Source organism: Acidovorax sp. FW305-C-20-28, assembly GCF_058783375.1.
The window spans coordinates 175,289-192,227 of sequence record NZ_JBYSYM010000012.1 but is presented as its reverse complement, the minus strand read 5'-3'; the positions used below and the strand labels follow the sequence as shown (position 1 = coordinate 192,227).

Annotated in this window: 13 protein-coding genes; 6 read left to right on the top strand and 7 right to left on the bottom strand. The window is 68.8% G+C overall.

Translation table 11 applies throughout. From position 1 onward, the window contains the following. Positions 1–154 precede the first annotated feature (154 nt). From AC3WOH_RS15955 to AC3WOH_RS15945, 3 genes are all read right to left on the bottom strand, one after another. The gene (locus tag AC3WOH_RS15955) at positions 155–1,024 is read right to left on the bottom strand and encodes a YbgC/FadM family acyl-CoA thioesterase (protein ID WP_492230255.1); all 870 of its coding nucleotides are present in this window, start codon (positions 1,022–1,024) and stop codon (positions 155–157) included. 14 nt (positions 1,025–1,038) lie between these two features. After that, complete coding sequence (locus AC3WOH_RS15950) at positions 1,039–1,959, bottom strand: alpha/beta hydrolase (protein ID WP_492230263.1); 921 nt, start codon at positions 1,957–1,959, stop codon at positions 1,039–1,041. Positions 1,960–2,035: 76 nt separating this feature from the next. Continuing rightward, positions 2,036–2,905: a 2-keto-4-pentenoate hydratase gene (locus tag AC3WOH_RS15945; protein ID WP_492230254.1), complete on the bottom strand. Its 870-nt coding sequence runs from the start codon at positions 2,903–2,905 to the stop codon at positions 2,036–2,038. 65 nt (positions 2,906–2,970) lie between these two features. On the opposite strand from AC3WOH_RS15945, the gene gbd reads away from it, so the two are divergent. Both gbd and AC3WOH_RS15935 read left to right on the top strand, forming a co-directional pair. After that, positions 2,971–4,107: a 4-hydroxybutyrate dehydrogenase gene (gbd, locus tag AC3WOH_RS15940; protein ID WP_492230253.1), complete on the top strand. Its 1,137-nt coding sequence runs from the start codon at positions 2,971–2,973 to the stop codon at positions 4,105–4,107. 328 nt (positions 4,108–4,435) lie between these two features. Continuing rightward, positions 4,436–7,264 (top strand): bifunctional diguanylate cyclase/phosphodiesterase, encoded by a 2,829-nt coding sequence (locus tag AC3WOH_RS15935; protein ID WP_492230252.1) that lies wholly within the window; start codon positions 4,436–4,438, stop codon positions 7,262–7,264. 7 nt (positions 7,265–7,271) lie between these two features. Here AC3WOH_RS15935 and AC3WOH_RS15930 read toward each other — a convergent pair whose 3' ends face one another. The 3 genes from AC3WOH_RS15930 to AC3WOH_RS15920 all read right to left on the bottom strand — a co-directional run bounded on the left by AC3WOH_RS15930 (position 7,272) and on the right by AC3WOH_RS15920 (position 11,773). Beyond that, positions 7,272–8,399, bottom strand: a complete 1,128-nt coding sequence (locus AC3WOH_RS15930) for a patatin-like phospholipase family protein (RefSeq protein WP_492230251.1) — start codon at positions 8,397–8,399, stop codon at positions 7,272–7,274. A 32-nt stretch (positions 8,400–8,431) separates the two neighbouring features. Then, positions 8,432–9,262 (bottom strand): HDOD domain-containing protein, encoded by an 831-nt coding sequence (locus AC3WOH_RS15925; protein WP_492230250.1) that lies wholly within the window; start codon positions 9,260–9,262, stop codon positions 8,432–8,434. A gap of 138 nt (positions 9,263–9,400) precedes the next feature. Next, complete coding sequence (locus tag AC3WOH_RS15920) at positions 9,401–11,773, bottom strand: Tex family protein (RefSeq protein ID WP_492230249.1); 2,373 nt, start codon at positions 11,771–11,773, stop codon at positions 9,401–9,403. 125 nt (positions 11,774–11,898) lie between these two features. On the opposite strand from AC3WOH_RS15920, the gene AC3WOH_RS15915 reads away from it, so the two are divergent. The 4 genes from AC3WOH_RS15915 (at position 11,899) to AC3WOH_RS15900 (ending at position 15,724) form a co-directional block, all read left to right on the top strand. Beyond that, positions 11,899–12,222, top strand: coding sequence for a hypothetical protein (locus AC3WOH_RS15915; RefSeq protein WP_492230248.1), 324 nt, complete (start codon positions 11,899–11,901; stop codon positions 12,220–12,222). 69 nt (positions 12,223–12,291) lie between these two features. After that, on the top strand, positions 12,292–12,696 hold the full coding sequence (locus AC3WOH_RS15910; protein ID WP_492230247.1) for a hypothetical protein: 405 nt from the start codon (positions 12,292–12,294) through the stop codon (positions 12,694–12,696). A gap of 89 nt (positions 12,697–12,785) precedes the next feature. Next, a complete protein-coding gene (locus tag AC3WOH_RS15905) occupies positions 12,786–14,633 on the top strand; it encodes a monovalent cation:proton antiporter-2 (CPA2) family protein (protein WP_492230246.1) in 1,848 nt (615 codons plus the stop codon). Positions 14,634–14,641: 8 nt separating this feature from the next. Next, on the top strand, positions 14,642–15,724 hold the full coding sequence (locus AC3WOH_RS15900) for a DUF72 domain-containing protein (protein WP_492230262.1): 1,083 nt from the start codon (positions 14,642–14,644) through the stop codon (positions 15,722–15,724). Here the strand turns inward: AC3WOH_RS15900 and AC3WOH_RS15895 are convergent, their stop codons facing one another. Then, positions 15,725–16,936, bottom strand: coding sequence for a multidrug effflux MFS transporter (locus AC3WOH_RS15895; RefSeq protein WP_492230245.1), 1,212 nt, complete (start codon positions 16,934–16,936; stop codon positions 15,725–15,727). It abuts the gene before it with no gap. Positions 16,937–16,939: the final 3 nt, after the last annotated feature.

Genomic DNA, 16,939 nt, shown 5'->3' with positions numbered 1-16,939 from the left:
CAGCGAAGCGAAGGGTCGCAGACAGCGGGGCGCTGTTTCTTTGCCTACTTTCTTTTTGCGCAAAAAGAAAGTAGGTGTGCCGCCGGGCGCACATCCCGGCCTCCGCCCTGAAAACAAGCACACCCCATCAGAGCGAAGCGGCAACTCAAAAAAGTCAAAACCGACGCGTCATAACGATATGCGCAATCCCCGCCTCCTCATAAGGCTCCCCGACCACAGCAAACCCAGCCCGCCGATAAAACCCCTCCGCGCTGCTCTGCGCATGCAACTGCACCTCCCGATCCCCCCGCACCCGTGCGGCCTCGACCAGCGCATCGAGCACCATGCGCCCCCAACGCGTGCCCCGCACCGACCGGTCCACCGCCAGCCGCCCAATGCGCCCCACACCCGGTGCCTCCTGCAGCAACCGGCCCGTGGCAATCGCCTGGCCCAGGCGGTTGTAGACCACCGCGTGGCGTGCCGTGGCATCAAGCGCATCGGCCTCGATCTCGGCCGGGATGCCCTGCTCGGTCACAAACACCGCCGTGCGCAAGCGGCCCGCGTCGCGGCCCAGCGCGTTCCAATCGCCGGTCTTGACCTCGACCAAGTCCTCGCCGGCCTCGAAGCCCGTGATGATCTGGCGCAGCACCTCGGGCACGGGGCGCGATTTCTGCGCCACCGGGTCGGCGAACACGTAGACCAGCTCGCCCGAGACCAGGAGGCGCTCGCCGCTGAAGATGCCAGCTTCGAACAGGCACGAGGAGTTGCCCACGCGCGCGCAGCGCATGCCCACATCCAGCGTGTCGTCCATGCGCGCCGAGGCGTGGTATTCGAGGCCCGCCTTCTTCACAAACATCTCGCCCTGCAGCGCATGCATGCTGGCGTCGTAGGGCAGGCCCAGGGCGCGCCAGTACTCCGACATGGCGTTGTCGATGTACATCAGGTAATGGCCGTTGAAAACGATCTTCTGCATGTCCACCTCGGCCCAACGCACGCGCAGGCGGTGGAAGCAGCGGAAATCACGGCGTTTGGGTTGTTGGGCCATAAGTAAAAAACGTCTCACTCCATGTGGAAAGCGGTACGCAGCGCGCGCGCCGCGTCGGCGTGGGCCTGGCGCGCCTCGGGGATCGCGCGGCCCATCTTGATGAATTCGTGCGTCACGCCACGGTAGATCTCCAGGTCCACCGCCACGCCCGCCGCACGCAGCTTGTCGGCATAGTCGACCCCCTCGTCCACCAGCGGATCGCACTCGGCCAGGCCGATCCAGGCGGGCGCGATGCCCTCCACATCGTCGGCATGCAAGGGCGCAAAGCGCCAGTCGTTGCGTTCTTCGCGGGTGGTCACATACTGGCCGAAGAACCAGGTGATGGCCGGCTCATCGAGCACCAGGCCGCTGGCAAACCGGCTGTGCGAAGGCGTGTCCTGGTGCGCCGCGCAGCCCGGGTAGATGAGCAGCTGCAGCGCCAGCGCCAGGCCCGCATCGCGCGCCAGGATGGCGCTCACCGTGGCCAGCGTGCCGCCTGCGCTGTCGCCGCCCACCGCCATGCGCGCAGGGTCAGCGCCCAGGCGGGCGGCATTGGCGTGCAGCCAGGCCAGCGCATCCCAGGCGTCGTTGCTGGCCGTGGGAAAGCGGTGCTCGGGCGCCAGCCGGTAGTCGAGCGAGACCACCATGCAGCCCGCCAGCCGCGCGAGCTCGCGACACAGGATGTCGTGCGTGGCGATGCTGCCGATGGTGAAGCCGCCTCCATGCGTGTACAGCAGCACGGGCAAGGGTGTGCCGACCGAGGGCGCGTACAGGCGCACGGGCAGTGCATGGCCATCGCGCGCGGGGATAGTGAAGTCTTCCACCCGAGGCAGCACGGCTTTAGGAATCTCGAGCACGTCGGCACCGGCCGCATAGGCCTTGCGCGCATCCTGAGGGGTGCGGGTGTACAGCGGCGGGTGGCCCGCGCACGCCATGCGCTCGAGCACGCTGCGCATCTGGGGGGTCAGGCGGTTGGCGTGGATATGCAGATCGGTCAACGCGAGAACTTTCTCAAGGACAAAAAGGAAGGGCCTACTTGAAGGTCACGCGCACCGGCGCGGCACCCGGCAGGCCGTCGTAGGTGGCCGTGACCTCCAGGCCGGCCTTGGGCGGCAGCAGCGGCGAGAACGAGCCCAGGCTCACCAGGTCGCCTGGCTGCAGGCTGATGCCCTCTTTCTGCAGGGCGGCGGTCAGCCAGGTGACGGCGTTGAGCGGGTGCTCCAGGATATCGCTGCCCTTGCCACCACCCAGGCGGGCCCCGCTGCCATCCGTGAGCGATACATTCATGTCGGCCAGTGCCTTGAACAGGGCATGGCGTTCGGCCCGGTAGGGCGGCACCGGCAGCGGCGTGCCCGCAACACCCAGGCGTGCACCCACGTTGATGGCCGTGACACCCGCGCCATTGAGCTGGGGCGGCGCCTGCACCATCAGGTCGGGCAGCTCGATGAAGGGAATGACCTGGTCGATCGCATCGAGCACGTCCTCGGGCGTCTTGGCATGGTTGATGGCGGCGCTTTTCACGCGCACCAGCATGTCGGCCTCGTACAGCGCGCGGGCGCCAAACGCCGCTTCCACGCTGGCACCGCTTGGCAGCACCATGCCCTCGTAGAGCTTGCCCCACACGGGCTTGTCGGTGTTGAAGCGCTTTTGCACCGCCGGGTTGGTGAGCCCTGCCTTGTAGCCCACGACCTTGCCCATGCGCTGCGCCAGCAACTGGTTGAACTTGCCGCGTGTGCAAGCGCCATCGGCGTCCGAGAGGTTCACCGGGTTGGGCGCCGGCGTGCGCGCCACGTAGTGCGCAAGCAGCTCGGCGGCCTGCGCGTCGGTCAGGCAATCGGCCTGCACCGCTGTCACGCACGTGACGAACAAAGTGGCGGCCATGAGGGTTTGCTTCAGGGTCATCGGTGTCTCCCAGTTGTACATTGTTCAGAACCTGCCAGATATCGTAAACGCATCCTTACAAAGCCATGGCCTTCATCTACTACGTCACCCAGATCCAGTTCGAGTTCGGCGCCGTGAAGCTGCTGCAGCAGGAATGCGCGCGCGTGGGCATCACCCGCCCGCTGGTGGTGACGGACCCCGGGGTCAAGGCCGCGGGCGTGCTGCAGAAGGCACTCGATGCGCTCACGGGCCTGCCCGTGGCGGTGTTCGACCAGACCCCGGCCAACCCGACCGAGGCGGCCGTGCGCGCCGCCGTCGAGGTGTACCAGCGCGAGGGCTGCGACGGCCTGATCGCCGTGGGCGGCGGCTCGGCCATCGACTGCGCCAAGGGCATTGCGATTGCGGCCACGCACGAGGGCCCGCTCACGCACTACGCCACCATCGAAGGCGGCTCGCCGCGCATCACCGAGCGCGCCGCGCCGCTGATCGCCGTGCCCACCACCAGCGGCACCGGCAGCGAGGTGGCGCGCGGCGCCATCATCATCGTGGACGACCACCGCAAGCTGGGCTTTCACTCCTGGAACCTGGTGCCCAAGACGGCCATCTGTGACCCCGAACTCACGCTGGGCCTGCCGCCATCCCTCACGGCCGCCACAGGCATGGACGCCATCGCGCACTGCATGGAGACCTTCATGTCGGCCGCCTTCAACCCGCCGGCCGACGGCATTGCACTGGACGGCCTCACGCGCGGCTGGGCCCACATCGAGCCCGCCACGCGCAACGGCGGCGACCGCGATGCGCGCCTGCAGATGATGAGTGCCAGCATGCAGGGCGCCATGGCCTTCCAGAAGGGCCTGGGCGCCGTGCACTCGCTCAGCCACAGCCTGGGCGGCGTGAACCCGCGCCTGCACCACGGCACGCTCAACGCCATGTTCCTGCCCGCCGTGGTGCGTTTCAACGCCCAGGCCGAATCGGTGCAGAAGGACCGGCGCCTGGAGCGCATAGCCCATGCGATGGGCCTGGCCGGCGCGGACGACATCCCCGAGGCCATCCGCGACATGAACGCCCGCCTGGGCCTGCCCACGGGCCTGGCGGCCATGGGTGTGAACGAAGGCATGTTCGACGACATCATCAAGGGCGCCATGGCCGACCACTGCCACAAGACCAACCCACGCATCGCCACGCCCGAGGAATACCGGGACATGCTCGCACAATCGCTGTAGTGCCGGGCGGCCCGGCACGGGCCGCTGCGCCCTGCGCAAACGCGCCTCTCGCGCCCTCCCCCATCCGGGCGGGGTGCGGGCTGCGCCCGTGCGGCTAAACTGCTGCACTGTCAAACAATAATTAACAAAGTAATTAACGAGCCGGCGCGGCAAGGCGCCAGGCTCCGTTGCCACTGCTGAGCGAGGCGGCATGCATGGTGGGAGTGCATGGCTGGCGCGCAGGCCGGGCCTTTGGCGCGCCACCCGAAACGGGCTGGCGCCGGCCGATGGCGATGCTGCGCGCGCTCTTTCCTTCATCCATTCCATGAAATGACGGGCTGATCCATCCATGCGCGCAGAAAAATTCAGGGCCTGGCTGACGCAGGGAAGCACCCCCCGGCTGTACCTCGCGATCCTGGCGATCATCGTGGTCGTCGTGGCCGTGCGCTACCAGCAGCTGGTGTCCCTCGAAGAACAGGAAGCCCACGACCGTGCCGCTGCAGAGCTTGCGCGCGTGGGCGACGCCCTGCTACCCGCACTGGTGGCGCTGGACTCCATCCATGCGGAGGCCGCCGCCCGCGTGCTGCGCAGCGCGCCCGAGCGCTTCGGCCGCACCACCCTTCGGTCCCTGCAATGGCAGGTGCCGGGCCAGCCCCCCATCCAGTGGACCGCGCCTGCGATGGCCATGGAGGCCCCCGCCTGGTTCGCCCGCCTGCTGGACATCGCGCCCCCCGAACAACGCTTCGGCCAAGTGTTCACCGACGGGCGCACCGGCGTGCTCACCGTCACCGCCGACCCGGGCGTCCTGGTGGACCGGGTGTGGAAGACCGTGGTGGTGCAGGCGCGCATCTCGGCGCTGAACATCTTCACCATCCTGTTCCTGCTGACCCTGATCCTGCGCGCCAATGCCCGCATGCTGCGCCGCCTGACCGAGGCCACGGACCGCTTCCGCCAGGGCCACCTGGACACGCGCATGGAGGCCAAGGGCACCCTGGAATCGCGCGCCGTGGCGGGCACCTTCAACGACATGGCGGGCAAGGTGCAGTCGCTGGTGCACTCGCTGCGCGAGACACAGCAATTGCAAAGCGAGCAGCTGCACTTCACGCGCCAGCTCATCGACGCCCTGCCCCTGCCGGTGTTCGTGCGCGAGGCGGACGGCACCTTCGTCGACGCCAACCGCGCCTGGCAGCGCCTGTTCCAGACCGGCGACCCCGGCCTGCCGGGCCAGGGCCTGTTCCCCGGCCTCACGGCGCCGCACCTGCTCTCGCCCGCCCAGTCGCGCCAGCTGGCCATGTCGCAGGACAACGAGGTCCTGGTGCAGCCCCCGGGACACATGGCACGCACCATGGCCTACTATGAAGCGCCCTTCACCAGCACGAACGGCACCGTGGCCGGTACCGTGGGCACGCTGGTCGACATCACCGAGCGCAAGCGCGCCGAGCAGGCGCTGCGCAACGAGAAGGACCGCGCCCAGGTCACCCTCGCCTCCATTGGCGATGGCGTCATCACCACCGACCTGGCCGGCTGCATCGAGACCATCAACGAAGCCGCCCAGCTCATGACCGGCTATAGCGCCGAGCAGGCCATCGGGGCCCTGCTCGACGACGTCTTTCGGCTGTACGAGGAGCCGGCGAGCCAGGCGGCCACCCGGGCCACCGGCGATGCCTCCATGGCGGCATCCACCCGCCCGGCCATGCAGGAAGTGCTGCTGCACCGCTCGGGCGAGCGCTATGCCATCGAGTACACGGCCTCGGCCATTCGCCAGGGCAGCGGGCGTGCCTCGGGCTGCGTGCTGGTGTTCCGCGACGTGACCGAAGCCAGCCACCTGCGCCACCAGATCTCCTGGCATGCGCGGCACGACGGCCTGACGGGCCTGCTCAACCGCACCTCGCTGGCCGAGCGGCTCACGCATGCCCTGTTCGTGACGGGCCGCAGCCCCACGCTGCTGGCCGTGTGCATGCTCGATCTGGACCATTTCCAGGCCATCAACGACACCCACGGCCACCGCATGGGCGACCGCCTGCTCAAAGAGGTGGCCCAGCGCCTGAACAGCTTTGCCACCGGCAGCAGCGCTGCAGCGCGCCTGGGTGGCGACGAGTTCGTTCTGCTGCTCAACCACCAGACCGACGTGCCCGCGATCGAAGAGCAGGTGCGCCAGCTCATGCAGCAGCTGGCCGCACCCTATGCCATCGACGACCGCGTGCTGCACACCACGGCCAGCGTGGGCGTGGCCGTGTTCCCGCAGGACGACGTGAACCCCGACACCTTGCTGCGCCAGGCCGACCAGGCCATGTGCCAGGCCAAGCGCTCGGGCCGCAACCGCATGCACCTGTTCGACGTGCAGCTCGACCATGCGGTACAGACCCAGCACTCGCGCCAGACCCGCCTGGCCCAGGGCTTGCAGGCCGGCGAGATGCGCCTGTACTACCAGCCCAAGGTCAACCTGCGCACCGGCGAGGTGTTCGGCATGGAGGCCCTGCTGCGCTGGCAGCACCCCGAGCAGGGGCTGCTGGGCCCCCAGCATGTGCTGCCTCTGCTGGAGGACCCCGAGGTCGTGGCCGAACTGGGCGAGTGGGTGCTGCGCGAGGCCCTGTCCCAGATGCGGCAATGGAGCCTGGCCGGCCTGCAGTGGGAGGTCAGCGTGAACATCGCAGCCCAGCATTTCCAGCGCGCAGGTTTCGTGGACCGGCTCAAGGAGCTGCTGCTGACCTGCCCCGAGGTACCGCCCGCCCGGCTGGAGCTGGAGATCCTGGAGTCCGCCGCGCTGCAGGACATGCAGTACATGCGCAGCATGATGCACAGCTGCCAGGCGCTCGGCGTGCGCTTCGCGCTCGACGACTTCGGTACCGGCTTCTCATCGCTGTCCTACCTCAAGCGCCTGCCGGCCGAAACCATCAAGATCGACCAGTCCTTCGTGCATGGCATCCTGCACGACGAGGACGACCTGACCCTGGTCAACGCCATCGTCACGCTGGCCCGGGCCTTCAAGCGCCATGTGATTGCCGAGGGCGTGGAAACCCCGGCCCATGGCGCGAAGCTGCTCGCGCTGGGCTGCGAACGCGCCCAGGGCTTCGGCATCGCGCCCCCCATGCCTGCACACGAAGTGCCGGCTTGGACCCGGGCCTACGAGCAGGCTGCAGGCCTGCAGCGGACCGCGGCGCCAGCGCCCACGCGCTGAAAAGTCTTCAGAGGGGGCGCAATACGGCCATGTCGGGCCGGTGCAGCCATTCGGCGAACTCATCGGCCAGTTGGCGGCTGGCGGCCGTGGCCGCCAGCCAGGCCTTGGCCCGGGCGGCACTGTCAGTGCCGTAGTGCGTGAAGTCGTTGCGGTCGGGCAGCTTGCTGTTGGGCAGCGCACGCACCCAGTCGGGGTTGGGCGAGAGCACCACCATGGAGTCGAGCGCACCCGTGGAATGGTGGCGCCACTTGAGCCCCTTGTCCAGCCAGCCAGGCACCACCTGCTGCTGGAAATGCGGGTACAGCACCAGGCCGCCGCTGGCCCGGGCCGCGCCCTCCACCACCTGCGCCACGGGCGTCTGGTGGTAGCCCAGGTGCAGGTGGTAGTCGGTGATGCCGCCATCCCAGTAGGCACCGCGCGGCGCGCCCGGAATGTCGTGCACGGCCTGCAGCACGAAGGGGATGGAACAGCTGGCCTGCAGTGCTGGCATGAAATTGTGCGGGGTGAGCCCCACCTGGCGCGTGCGGAAGTCTGCCGTGCTGAAGGGCAAGGCCGCCCCGGTGGCGGCGCCGTCCTCGGGCGAGGAGAACACCACCCGCTCCAGCCAGGCACCCAGCGCCTTGCGGTGCAGCGTGTTGCTCACGAAGGCCCCCAGGTAGCCGAGCGGCGTGCCCACCCGGTGTTCGCGCGCCAGCACATGCCGCCCGCGCGAGGTGACGATGTGCAGGTGAAAGCGCGGGTGGCTCAGCACTTCCTCCACCCGCCCCCCATAGAAGGCCTGCAGGTTCTGGCCGAAGCGCTCGCTCACGTGCGAGGCCGCAGGGCGCTTCTTGCCCGGGGGCACTTCATAGCTCTGGTGGATGTAGTCGTGCTCCAGCCGCTCGAAGGCGGCCACCGACGACTGCAGGCAGGCCGTCGCCATGCGCCAGGCACCAATGGAGGCGCCCACCAGGTGCACCGGCTGGCTGGAACGGGGAAGCCATTCGCCAAAGACAAACCGGTCCAGCGGGCCGAGGATCAGGCCCTTGGGGCCGCCGGCCGCCGCAGGGATCACGCGCACATCGCCCGCTTGCAGGCCGTGCTGTTCAAGGTGCTGGCGGGCGCGCGGGCCCGCATGGATGCGCAGTGCTTTCATGCCCTGCATTGTCCCAGAGCCAGAACCCGGGCTCAGACCACGTAATCGGCGGCAGTCTCGGGGCGCACGTTCCAGTCGATGGGATCCTGCTGCAGCACCATGTCGATGTCCAGGCCCAGCACCAGCCCCACCTCGCCCGGGAAGGAGACGGCCAACTCGTTCTCGTTGAGCCCGGCCTCGCGCGCCCGGGCGCGCCACGAGGCCAGGTGGATCACACCGGCCAGCGGCTCATAGGCCTTGTTCTCGAACGGCGCATCCTGGTACTGCAGGGCGTCGACCACCACCTCGGGCAGTTGCCAGCGCCGCGCAAGGCCGGCCGACACCTTGCCATAGCAGTAGCCGAAGATGCGCTGCTCCACCTTGGCACGGCGCATGTCCAAGGGCGGCACCAGGCCGTTGACCGAATGGGCCTTCTCGGGATCGGCCAGGTGGATCACGAGCTCGCCCAGGCCGTGCAGCAGGCCGGCGGTGTAGGCTGCGATCTGGTCATGGTGCACCAGACCCGCGAGCGAGCGCGAGAGCTTGGCGGTATTGAGGCTGTAGCGCCAGAACTGCTGCATGTTGACCCCGGGCACGGAGCGCGAGGTGGTGCCCAGCGGCGCCGAGGTGACCAGACCACGCAACTGCGCCGTGCCCAGCAGGGCCAGGGCCTGGGGAATGCCGGCGATCTGGCGCGGCATCTGGAAGGCGGGGGAGTTGGCCAGCTCCAGCAGGCGCGCTGCCAGGGCCGGATCGGTGCCGAAGAGCTGGTTCATGCGCCGCAGGCTGGGCTCGGGCTGGGCCAGCTCGCTCATGAGCAGGGCCACCGTGCGCGGCAGGCTGGGCAGGGCTGCCGGCTGTGCCAGCAGTGCATTCAACTCCATGGGTGATCGGGCGTCTGGTGGGACAAGCGCCGATTATGGCGCTGCCCGCAGCCCTCGCCCATCACCCATTCTTGCCATGCAGTCTTACCTGCACGGGCGGTTCCTGTGGCCGTACCAACGGTCGGCCGCCGTGTGGCGTCAGCGGCCCTTGGGCTGTTGCAGCTTGGCGAAGGCCGAGGCCATGGCCGACTGCTGCGCCGGCTCGGGCGCACGGCGCCCGCCCTGCTGCTGGTGCCCGCGCCCCGCGCTCTCGAAGCGGTTGTCGCGGTAACCGCCGCGGTCGCCGCCCTGGCGCGGGGGTGCATCGCCGAGCTTCATCGACAGGCCGATGCGCTTGCGCTCCACGTCCACCTCCATGACCTTGACCTTGACGATGTCGCCGGTCTTGACCACCTCGCGCGCGTCGTTGACGAACTTGTGCGCCAGCTGGCTCACGTGCACCAGGCCGTCCTGGTGCACGCCCAGGTCCACGAAGGCGCCGAACTGGGCCACGTTGCTCACCGTGCCCTCCAGGATCATGCCTTCCTTGAGGTCCTTGATGTCTTCCACGCCGTCGTTGAAGCGCGCCACCTTGAAGTCCGGGCGCGGGTCGCGGCCCGGCTTCTCCAGCTCGCCCAGGATGTCCTTGACCGTGATCACACCGAACTTCTCGTTGGCGAAGAGCTCGGGCTTCAGGGTCTTGAGCATGTCGCTGCGGCCCATGATCTCGGCCACGGCCTTGCCGGTCTTCTCCAGGATTTGCTCGACCACGGGGTAGGTCTCGGGGTGCACGCCCGTCATGTCCAGCGGGTTCTCGCCGCCGCGGATGCGCAGAAAGCCCGCGCTCTGCTCGAAGGTCTTGGCGCCCAGGCCGGCCACGTCCATGAGCTGCTTGCGGCTCTTGAAGGCGCCGTTGGCTTCGCGCCAGCGCACCACGGCCTTGGCCACGCTGGCCGACAGGCCCGATACGCGGCTGAGCAAGGGCACGCTGGCCGTGTTCAGGTCCACCCCCACGGAGTTCACGCAGTCCTCGACCACGGTGCCCAGGGTGCGGGCCAGTTCGCTCTGGTTCACGTCGTGCTGGTACTGGCCCACGCCGATGCTCTTGGGGTCGATCTTGACCAGCTCGGCCAGCGGGTCCTGCAGCCGGCGCGCAATGCTGGCGGCACCGCGCAGGCTCACGTCCACGTCGGGCATTTCCTGCGAGGCGTATTCGCTGGCGGAGTAGACCGAAGCGCCGGCCTCGCTCACCACCACCTTCTCGATCACGCGCTCGGCCTTGGCGGCCAGCTTGATCAGGTCGGCCGCCAGCTTGTCGGTCTCGCGGCTGGCCGTGCCATTGCCGATGGCGATCAGGTTCACGCCATGCTTGTCGGCCAGCTTGGCCAGCGTGTGCAGCGAGCCCTCCCAGTCGCGGCGCGGCTCGTGCGGGTACACCGTGGCGGTTTCCACCAGCTTGCCCGTGGCGTCCACCACGGCCACCTTCACGCCGGTGCGGATGCCCGGGTCCAGCCCCATCACCACGCGCGGGCCGGCCGGCGCGGCCAGCAGCAGGTCGCGCAGGTTGTCGGCAAACACCTTGATGGCGACCTTCTCGGCCTCGTCGCGCAGGCGGGCGAACAGGTCGCGCTCGGTCGACAGGCTCAGCTTCACGCGCCAGGTCCAGGCCACGCACTTGCGCAGCAGGTCGTCGGCCGGGCGGCCGGCATGGCTCCACCCCAGGTGCAGGGCGATCTTGCCTTCGGCGATGCTGGGCTTGCCCGGCTCGGGCTCCACCGGCAGCACCAGCTTGCCTTCGAGGATCTCCAGCGCACGGCCGCGGAACACGGCCAGCGCACGGTGAGAGGGCACGCGGCCGATGGGCTCGTCGTACTCGAAATAGTCGCGGAACTTGGAGACCTCAGGATCGTTCTCGTTCTTGCCGTCGATCTTCTTGCTGCGCAGCAGGCCCTCGGCCCAGAGCCACTCGCGCAGCGACTGCACCAGCACGGCGTCTTCGGCCCAGCGCTCGGACAGGATGTCGCGCACGCCGTCGAGCACGGCCGGCACGGTGGAGAAATCGGCGCCGGTCTTGCCGTCGTCCAGCACCTCGGGGGGCTTGGTGAAGGCCGCGGCCTCTGCCGCAGGGTCCAGCGTGGGGTCGGCAAACAGCTTGTCGGCCAGCGGTTCGATGCCGAATTCGCGCGCCATCTGGCCCTTGGTGCGGCGCTTTTGCTTGAACGGCAGGTAGATGTCTTCGAGCTCCTGCTTGGTCGGCGCGGCGGCAATGGCGGCGCGCAGCGCGTCGGTCAGCTTGCCCTGCTCGTCGATGCTCTTGAGCACGGCCACGCGGCGGTCTTCAAGCTCGCGCAGGTAGGACAGGCGCGCCTCCAGCTCACGCAGCTGGATGTCGTCGAGCCCGCCCGTCACTTCCTTGCGGTAGCGGGCGATGAAGGGCACCGTGGCGCCCCCGTCGAGCAGTTCCACCGCTGCACGCACCTGGGATTCACTGACTTTGATTTCTGCGGCCAACTGCCGGACGATCTGCTGCATGGGGGCAAACTCTCTGAAACTCGAAAAAATACGCGAAGCGCGCGAGTTTGCCACAGGCACTTCTGGTAACAGGTACAGGGCCTCGTCCCCGGAGCGGAGCACAATCGCTTTTCCCGGGAGCATGCATGGACACCGTACCGCTGACAACACTGCAGGACATGGCGGCCTTCGCCCTCTCCTCACCCACGCTGGCCGCACAGGCACGCAGCTTGGCCGTGGGCGCCAGCCTGCACTTCACGCCCGATCAGATCGCGGACCGCAGCCCGGTGCAGCAGGCGCTTGCCGCGCACCTGTCCATGCCCTTTGTGGTGCGTCGCATCGCCCTGGCCGATATCCCCGCCGAGTATGGCCTGCAGGAAGGTGACTTGGCCCCGGGCACGCAGGCCTTCCTGGTGGCCCCGCAGGCCGAGCCCGGCAACGCCCAACTGGCCACCCTCGATCCGCAATAACCCCGCAGCGCCGCAGGCCGGGCCCATGCACAATGGGCCTTGCACCGACGACACGGCCCTTTGCCCCTGATGACGCCCCTTTCCTTTCCCATCCGCACGGAATGCCCGCCCGGCGCCTGTGTCTGCGAGCGGGACGCGCTGATGCAGGCCCCGGGAGGCGACACCCGCATCCTGCAGCTCACACAGGCAGAAGAGAAAAAACTAATCACCCGCCTCGAAAACATCACCAGCCTGGCCGACCTGCGCCGCATGCAGGAGCGCATGGAGCAACAGCTCGGCATCCGCATCACCGTCACCCCGAGCCCCAACGAAGTGCGCACCCTGCGCGGCATCGCCATCCTGGTGCACGAGCAGCGCGGCCTGTGCCGCAAGACGCGCCAGTCCATACCGGCCGCGATCAAGAAGGGCATGGACCAGCGCCCCGAGATTGCCTACGAGCTGCTCGACGAGGGCGGACTGTTCGCCAGTTCCTGACGCCCGGATCGGCAGTTGCGGCCCAGGATGGCGCTACCATCCTGCCATCCCCCGCCTCTTCTGTTCCCCCCGTTTGTCCCGGAGTCCCCATGGCCGCTGCTGAATCAGGCACCGAACTCGTCAAAGTCGTCGTGCTGCTGGCCGCTGGCGTCATCGCCGTCCCGCTGTTCAAGCGGCTGGGCCTGGGCTCGGTGCTGGGCTACCTGGCCGCCGGCCTGGCCATCGGCCCGTTCGGGCTGGGCTTCTTCAGCGAAGCGCAGACCATCCTGCACGTGGCAGAGCTCGGTGTGGTGATGTTCCTCTTCGTGATCGGGCTGGAGATGCAACCCACGCGGCTGTGGAACCTCCGGCGCCAGATCTTCGGCCTGGGCCTGGCCCAGGTCGTGGTCTGCATTGCGCTGCTCACCGCCACGGGCGTGCTCGCAGGCCTCGCAGCCCCGGTGGCCTTCATCGCGGCCTCGGGCTTTGTGCTCTCCTCCACCGCCATCGTGATGCAGTTGCTCGACGAGAGCGGCGACACTTCCACCCCGCGCGGCCAACGCATCGTCTCCATCTTGCTGCTCGAAGACCTGGCCATCGTGCCGCTCTTGGCCATCGTGGCGTTCCTGTCGCCCGCGCCGGCGGGCGAGGCGGTCTCGCGCTGGGTCACCGTGGGCGTGGCCCTGGCGGCCGTGGTGGGCCTGGTGGCGGTGAGCCGCTGGCTGCTCAACCCCTTGTTCAGCGTGCTGGCGCGCGCCAAGGCGCGCGAGGTCATGACCGCTGCCGCCCTGCTGGTGGTACTGGGCGCGGCGCTGGCCATGCAGTGGGGCGGCCTGTCCATGGCCATGGGGGCCTTCGCCGCCGGGGTGATGCTGTCCGAATCCACCTTCCGCCACCAGCTCGAGGCCGACGTGGAGCCCTTCCGCGGCATTTTGCTGGGCCTGTTCTTCATGGGCGTGGGCATGGCGCTCGACATCCCCCTGGTGCTGCAGAACTGGCCCCTGCTGCTCGGCGGCGTGCTGGTGTGCATGGCTGTCAAGGGCATCGGCGTGTACGCCGTGGCGCGTTTCACCAAGGCCGCGCATGGCGAGGCCCTGCAGCGCACCATGCTCATGGCCCAGGGCGGCGAGTTCGCCTTCGTGCTGTACTCGGCCGCCGCCACGGCCGGCATCGTGGAGGCGCGCATGAACGCCGTGCTCACGGCCGCCGTCATCCTCTCCATGGCGCTCACGCCGCTGGCCGTGCTCTCGCTGCGCTGGCTCATGCCGCCCGAGCCCGCGCAGAACATGGATGGCATCGAGGCCGCCGACGACTTGAAGGGCACGGTGCTCATCATCGGCTTCGGCCGCTTCGCACAGATCGCCAGCCAGTTGCTGCTGGCGCGCGGCGTGGACATCGCCATCATCGAGAACGACACCGACATGATCCGCGCGGCCTCGCACTTCGGCTTCAAGGTCTACTACGGCGATGGCACGCGCCTGGATGTGCTGCACGCCAGCGGCGCGCACCACGCCAAGTCCATCCTGGTGTGCACCGACGATGCCAAGACCACCACCCACATCGTGGAGCTGCTCAAGCACGAATGCCCGCTGGTTCCCGTGCTGGCGCGTGCCTTCGACCGGCAGCACGCCATCGAGTTGCTGCGCCTGGGCGTGGACTACCAGATGCGCGAGACCTTCGAGTCGGCCATGGGCTTCGGCATGCAGGCGCTCGCAACCCTGGGCGTGGACCCCGAGGAAGTGGCCGAGGTGGCCGACAGCATCCGCGCGCGCGACGCCGAACGCCTGCAATTGGAACTGGCCGGCGACAAGGACGGTGCACGCCAGTTCTTCCAGGGCAACAAGTGGATCCCCACGCCCCTCACCCAGCCCCAGCGCGAGGGCCGTGCCCTCAATGAGGAAGCGGCCGATGCCATCGAGGAGCCGCTGCAGCCTGCCGCAGCCACGCCGCTGGCATGAGCAACAGCATCCAGGACGACCTGTTCGGCGGCCCTCCTGCTCCGCCACCGCCCCCTCCTCCTGCGCCAGCACCCTCCGCTGAAGAGGCTGCTCCCAAGCGCAAGAAAGGCATCGGCGTCGCCGCCCAACCGCAGGACGAGGCCCTGCACGCACTGGCGAAGCAGTTGCCCACCAAGCTGCGCCTGGGCACCTCCACCTGGACCTACCCGGGCTGGAAGGGCCTGGTCTGGGAGGGCGAGCACTCCGAGGCCCAGCTCTCCAAGAACGGCCTGCCCCTCTATGCCCAGCACCCGCTCTTGCGCACGGTGAGCATCGACCGCAGCTTCTACCGCCCGCTCACCGTCAGCCAGTACGAGCACTTTGCCAGCCAGGTGCCCGACGACTTCCGCTTCGTGGTCAAGGCCCCGAGCCTGGTCACCGATGCCCTGGTGCGCAGCGAGGACGGCCGGGGCCGCGAGCCCAACCCCGCCTTCCTGAATGCCGACCTGGCGCGCACCGAGTTCGTCGAACCCGCGCTGCAGGGCCTGGGGCACAAGGTAGGGGCGCTGGTGTTCCAGCTCAGCCCCCTGCCCATGGACCAGCTCGACCGCCTGCCCGAGGTGCTGCAGCGCCTGCGCGCCCTGCTGCTGGCCCAGCCCAAGGTGGCCCCCATCGCGCCCGATGGCATTCTGGCCGTGGAGGTGCGCGACCCCGAATGGGTGCGCGAGCACTGGATCGGCCCCGACTTCGCCGCCGTACTGCGCGAGGCCGGCGCCACCTACTGCATCGACCTGCACCCCAAGATGCCGCCGCTGGCCGAGCAACTGCCCATGCTGCGCGCCCTGTGGCCCGGCCCCCTGGTCTGCCGCTGGATGCTCAACACTGTGCACGGCCCCTACGGCTATGAAGAGGCGGAAAAGCTCTACGAGCCCTTCGACCAGGTGCACCACCCCGACCCCGAGAACCACGCGGCGCTGGCGCGCCTCATCACCGGCGTGACCGGCGCGGGCCAGAATGCCTATGTGTGCATCAGCAACCATGCCGAGGGCTCGGCGCCCCGCACCATCCGCACGCTGGCCGAACGCGTGGCTGCCCAACCTCCAAAGGCCTGATCAGGCCTTGACAGCAACCGGCACCGGATCGCTATGCCCTGCCAGCGTGATCCAGGCTAGCGCCACACCCACCAGGGCGCCTGTGGCCATGCCCACCACCATGGGCAGGGGCTTGCCATTGGCGAACAGGCCCACGATGCCCATGGCGGCGGCACCGGTGAGCATCTGCAGCGTGCCCAGCAGCGCCGACGCCGTGCCCGCGATGGCGCCGTGCTTTTCCAGCGCCAGCACCGAAGTCGTGGGAATCACCAGCCCCATGAGCGCGCTGGCCACGAAGTACAGGCCGATCAGCACCGCCAATTGGTCGCCGCCGAGCAGGTAGTAGCCGAGCATGGCCACCATCACGGCGCCCGAGCCTGTGGCCGCCACCTTGACCAGGCGCACCAGGCCAAAACGTTCGCCCAGCGCAGCCGTGAACTGCGAGGTGCCGATGAAGGCCGCCGCGTTGACCGAGAACGCCAGGCTGTACTGCGTGGGCGTGAGTCCATAGTGGTTGATCAGCACGAAGGGCGAGCCCGCCAGGTAGACGAAGAAGCCCGCCATGGCGCAGCCGCCGATGAAGACCAGGCCCAGGTAGTGCCAGTCGCGCAGCAGCAGGCCGTAGGCGCGCAAGGCCCCGCCCAGGCTGCTTTCCACGCGCTCGGCCGCAGGCCGCGTCTCGCCCAGGCTGGCATAGACCAGCGCCAGACCGGCCACGGCGGCCAGCGCCACGGCCCAGAACACACCGCGCCAGCCGGCCAGCGCGATCACGCCGCTGCCCGCCAGCGGCGCCAGGATGGGCGAGACGCTGAACACCAGCATCAACAGCGACATCAGCCGCGCCGCATCGGTGCCCGTGTGCAGGTCGCGCACCACGGCACGCGGAATGGCCATGCCTGCCGCCGCGCCCAGGCCCTGCACGAAGCGCAAGGCCACCAGGGTTTCGATGTCGGTGGCCAGGGCGCAGCCCACGCTGGCCAGCGTGAACAGGGCCAGGCCAAAGTACAGCGGCGGCCTGCGGCCCACCATGTCCGACACCGGGCCGTAGAACAACTGGCCTGCGCCCAGCGAGAGGAAGAAGGCCGTGAGGCTCCACTGCACCGCGCCCACCGAAGCGCCCAGGCTGGCGCCGATCTCGGGCAGCGCAGGCAGGTACATGTCGATCGCGAACGGCCCGATGGCCGAGAGCAGGCCCAGGATCAGGGCCATCTTGAAGAAACCGGAAGATTGCATACC

What these genes read in the sequence shown, in the direction of transcription:
- AC3WOH_RS15950 (WP_492230263.1), bottom strand. Translation starts at nt 1,959, where the DNA reads ATGCGCAGCGTGCTCGAGCGCATGGCGTGCGCGGGCCACCCGCCGCTG.
- AC3WOH_RS15920 (WP_492230249.1), bottom strand. Translation starts at nt 11,773, where the DNA reads ATGCAGCAGATCGTCCGGCAGTTGGCCGCAGAAATCAAAGTCAGTGAA.
- gbd (WP_492230253.1), top strand. Translation starts at nt 2,971, where the DNA reads ATGGCCTTCATCTACTACGTCACCCAGATCCAGTTCGAGTTCGGCGCC.
- AC3WOH_RS15895 (WP_492230245.1), bottom strand. Translation starts at nt 16,936, where the DNA reads ATGCAATCTTCCGGTTTCTTCAAGATGGCCCTGATCCTGGGCCTGCTC.
- AC3WOH_RS15910 (WP_492230247.1), top strand. Translation starts at nt 12,292, where the DNA reads ATGACGCCCCTTTCCTTTCCCATCCGCACGGAATGCCCGCCCGGCGCC.
- AC3WOH_RS15945 (WP_492230254.1), bottom strand. Translation starts at nt 2,905, where the DNA reads ATGACCCTGAAGCAAACCCTCATGGCCGCCACTTTGTTCGTCACGTGC.
- AC3WOH_RS15925 (WP_492230250.1), bottom strand. Translation starts at nt 9,262, where the DNA reads ATGGAGTTGAATGCACTGCTGGCACAGCCGGCAGCCCTGCCCAGCCTG.
- AC3WOH_RS15930 (WP_492230251.1), bottom strand. Translation starts at nt 8,399, where the DNA reads ATGAAAGCACTGCGCATCCATGCGGGCCCGCGCGCCCGCCAGCACCTT.
- AC3WOH_RS15935 (WP_492230252.1), top strand. Translation starts at nt 4,436, where the DNA reads ATGCGCGCAGAAAAATTCAGGGCCTGGCTGACGCAGGGAAGCACCCCC.
- AC3WOH_RS15905 (WP_492230246.1), top strand. Translation starts at nt 12,786, where the DNA reads ATGGCCGCTGCTGAATCAGGCACCGAACTCGTCAAAGTCGTCGTGCTG.
- AC3WOH_RS15915 (WP_492230248.1), top strand. Translation starts at nt 11,899, where the DNA reads ATGGACACCGTACCGCTGACAACACTGCAGGACATGGCGGCCTTCGCC.
- AC3WOH_RS15955 (WP_492230255.1), bottom strand. Translation starts at nt 1,024, where the DNA reads ATGGCCCAACAACCCAAACGCCGTGATTTCCGCTGCTTCCACCGCCTG.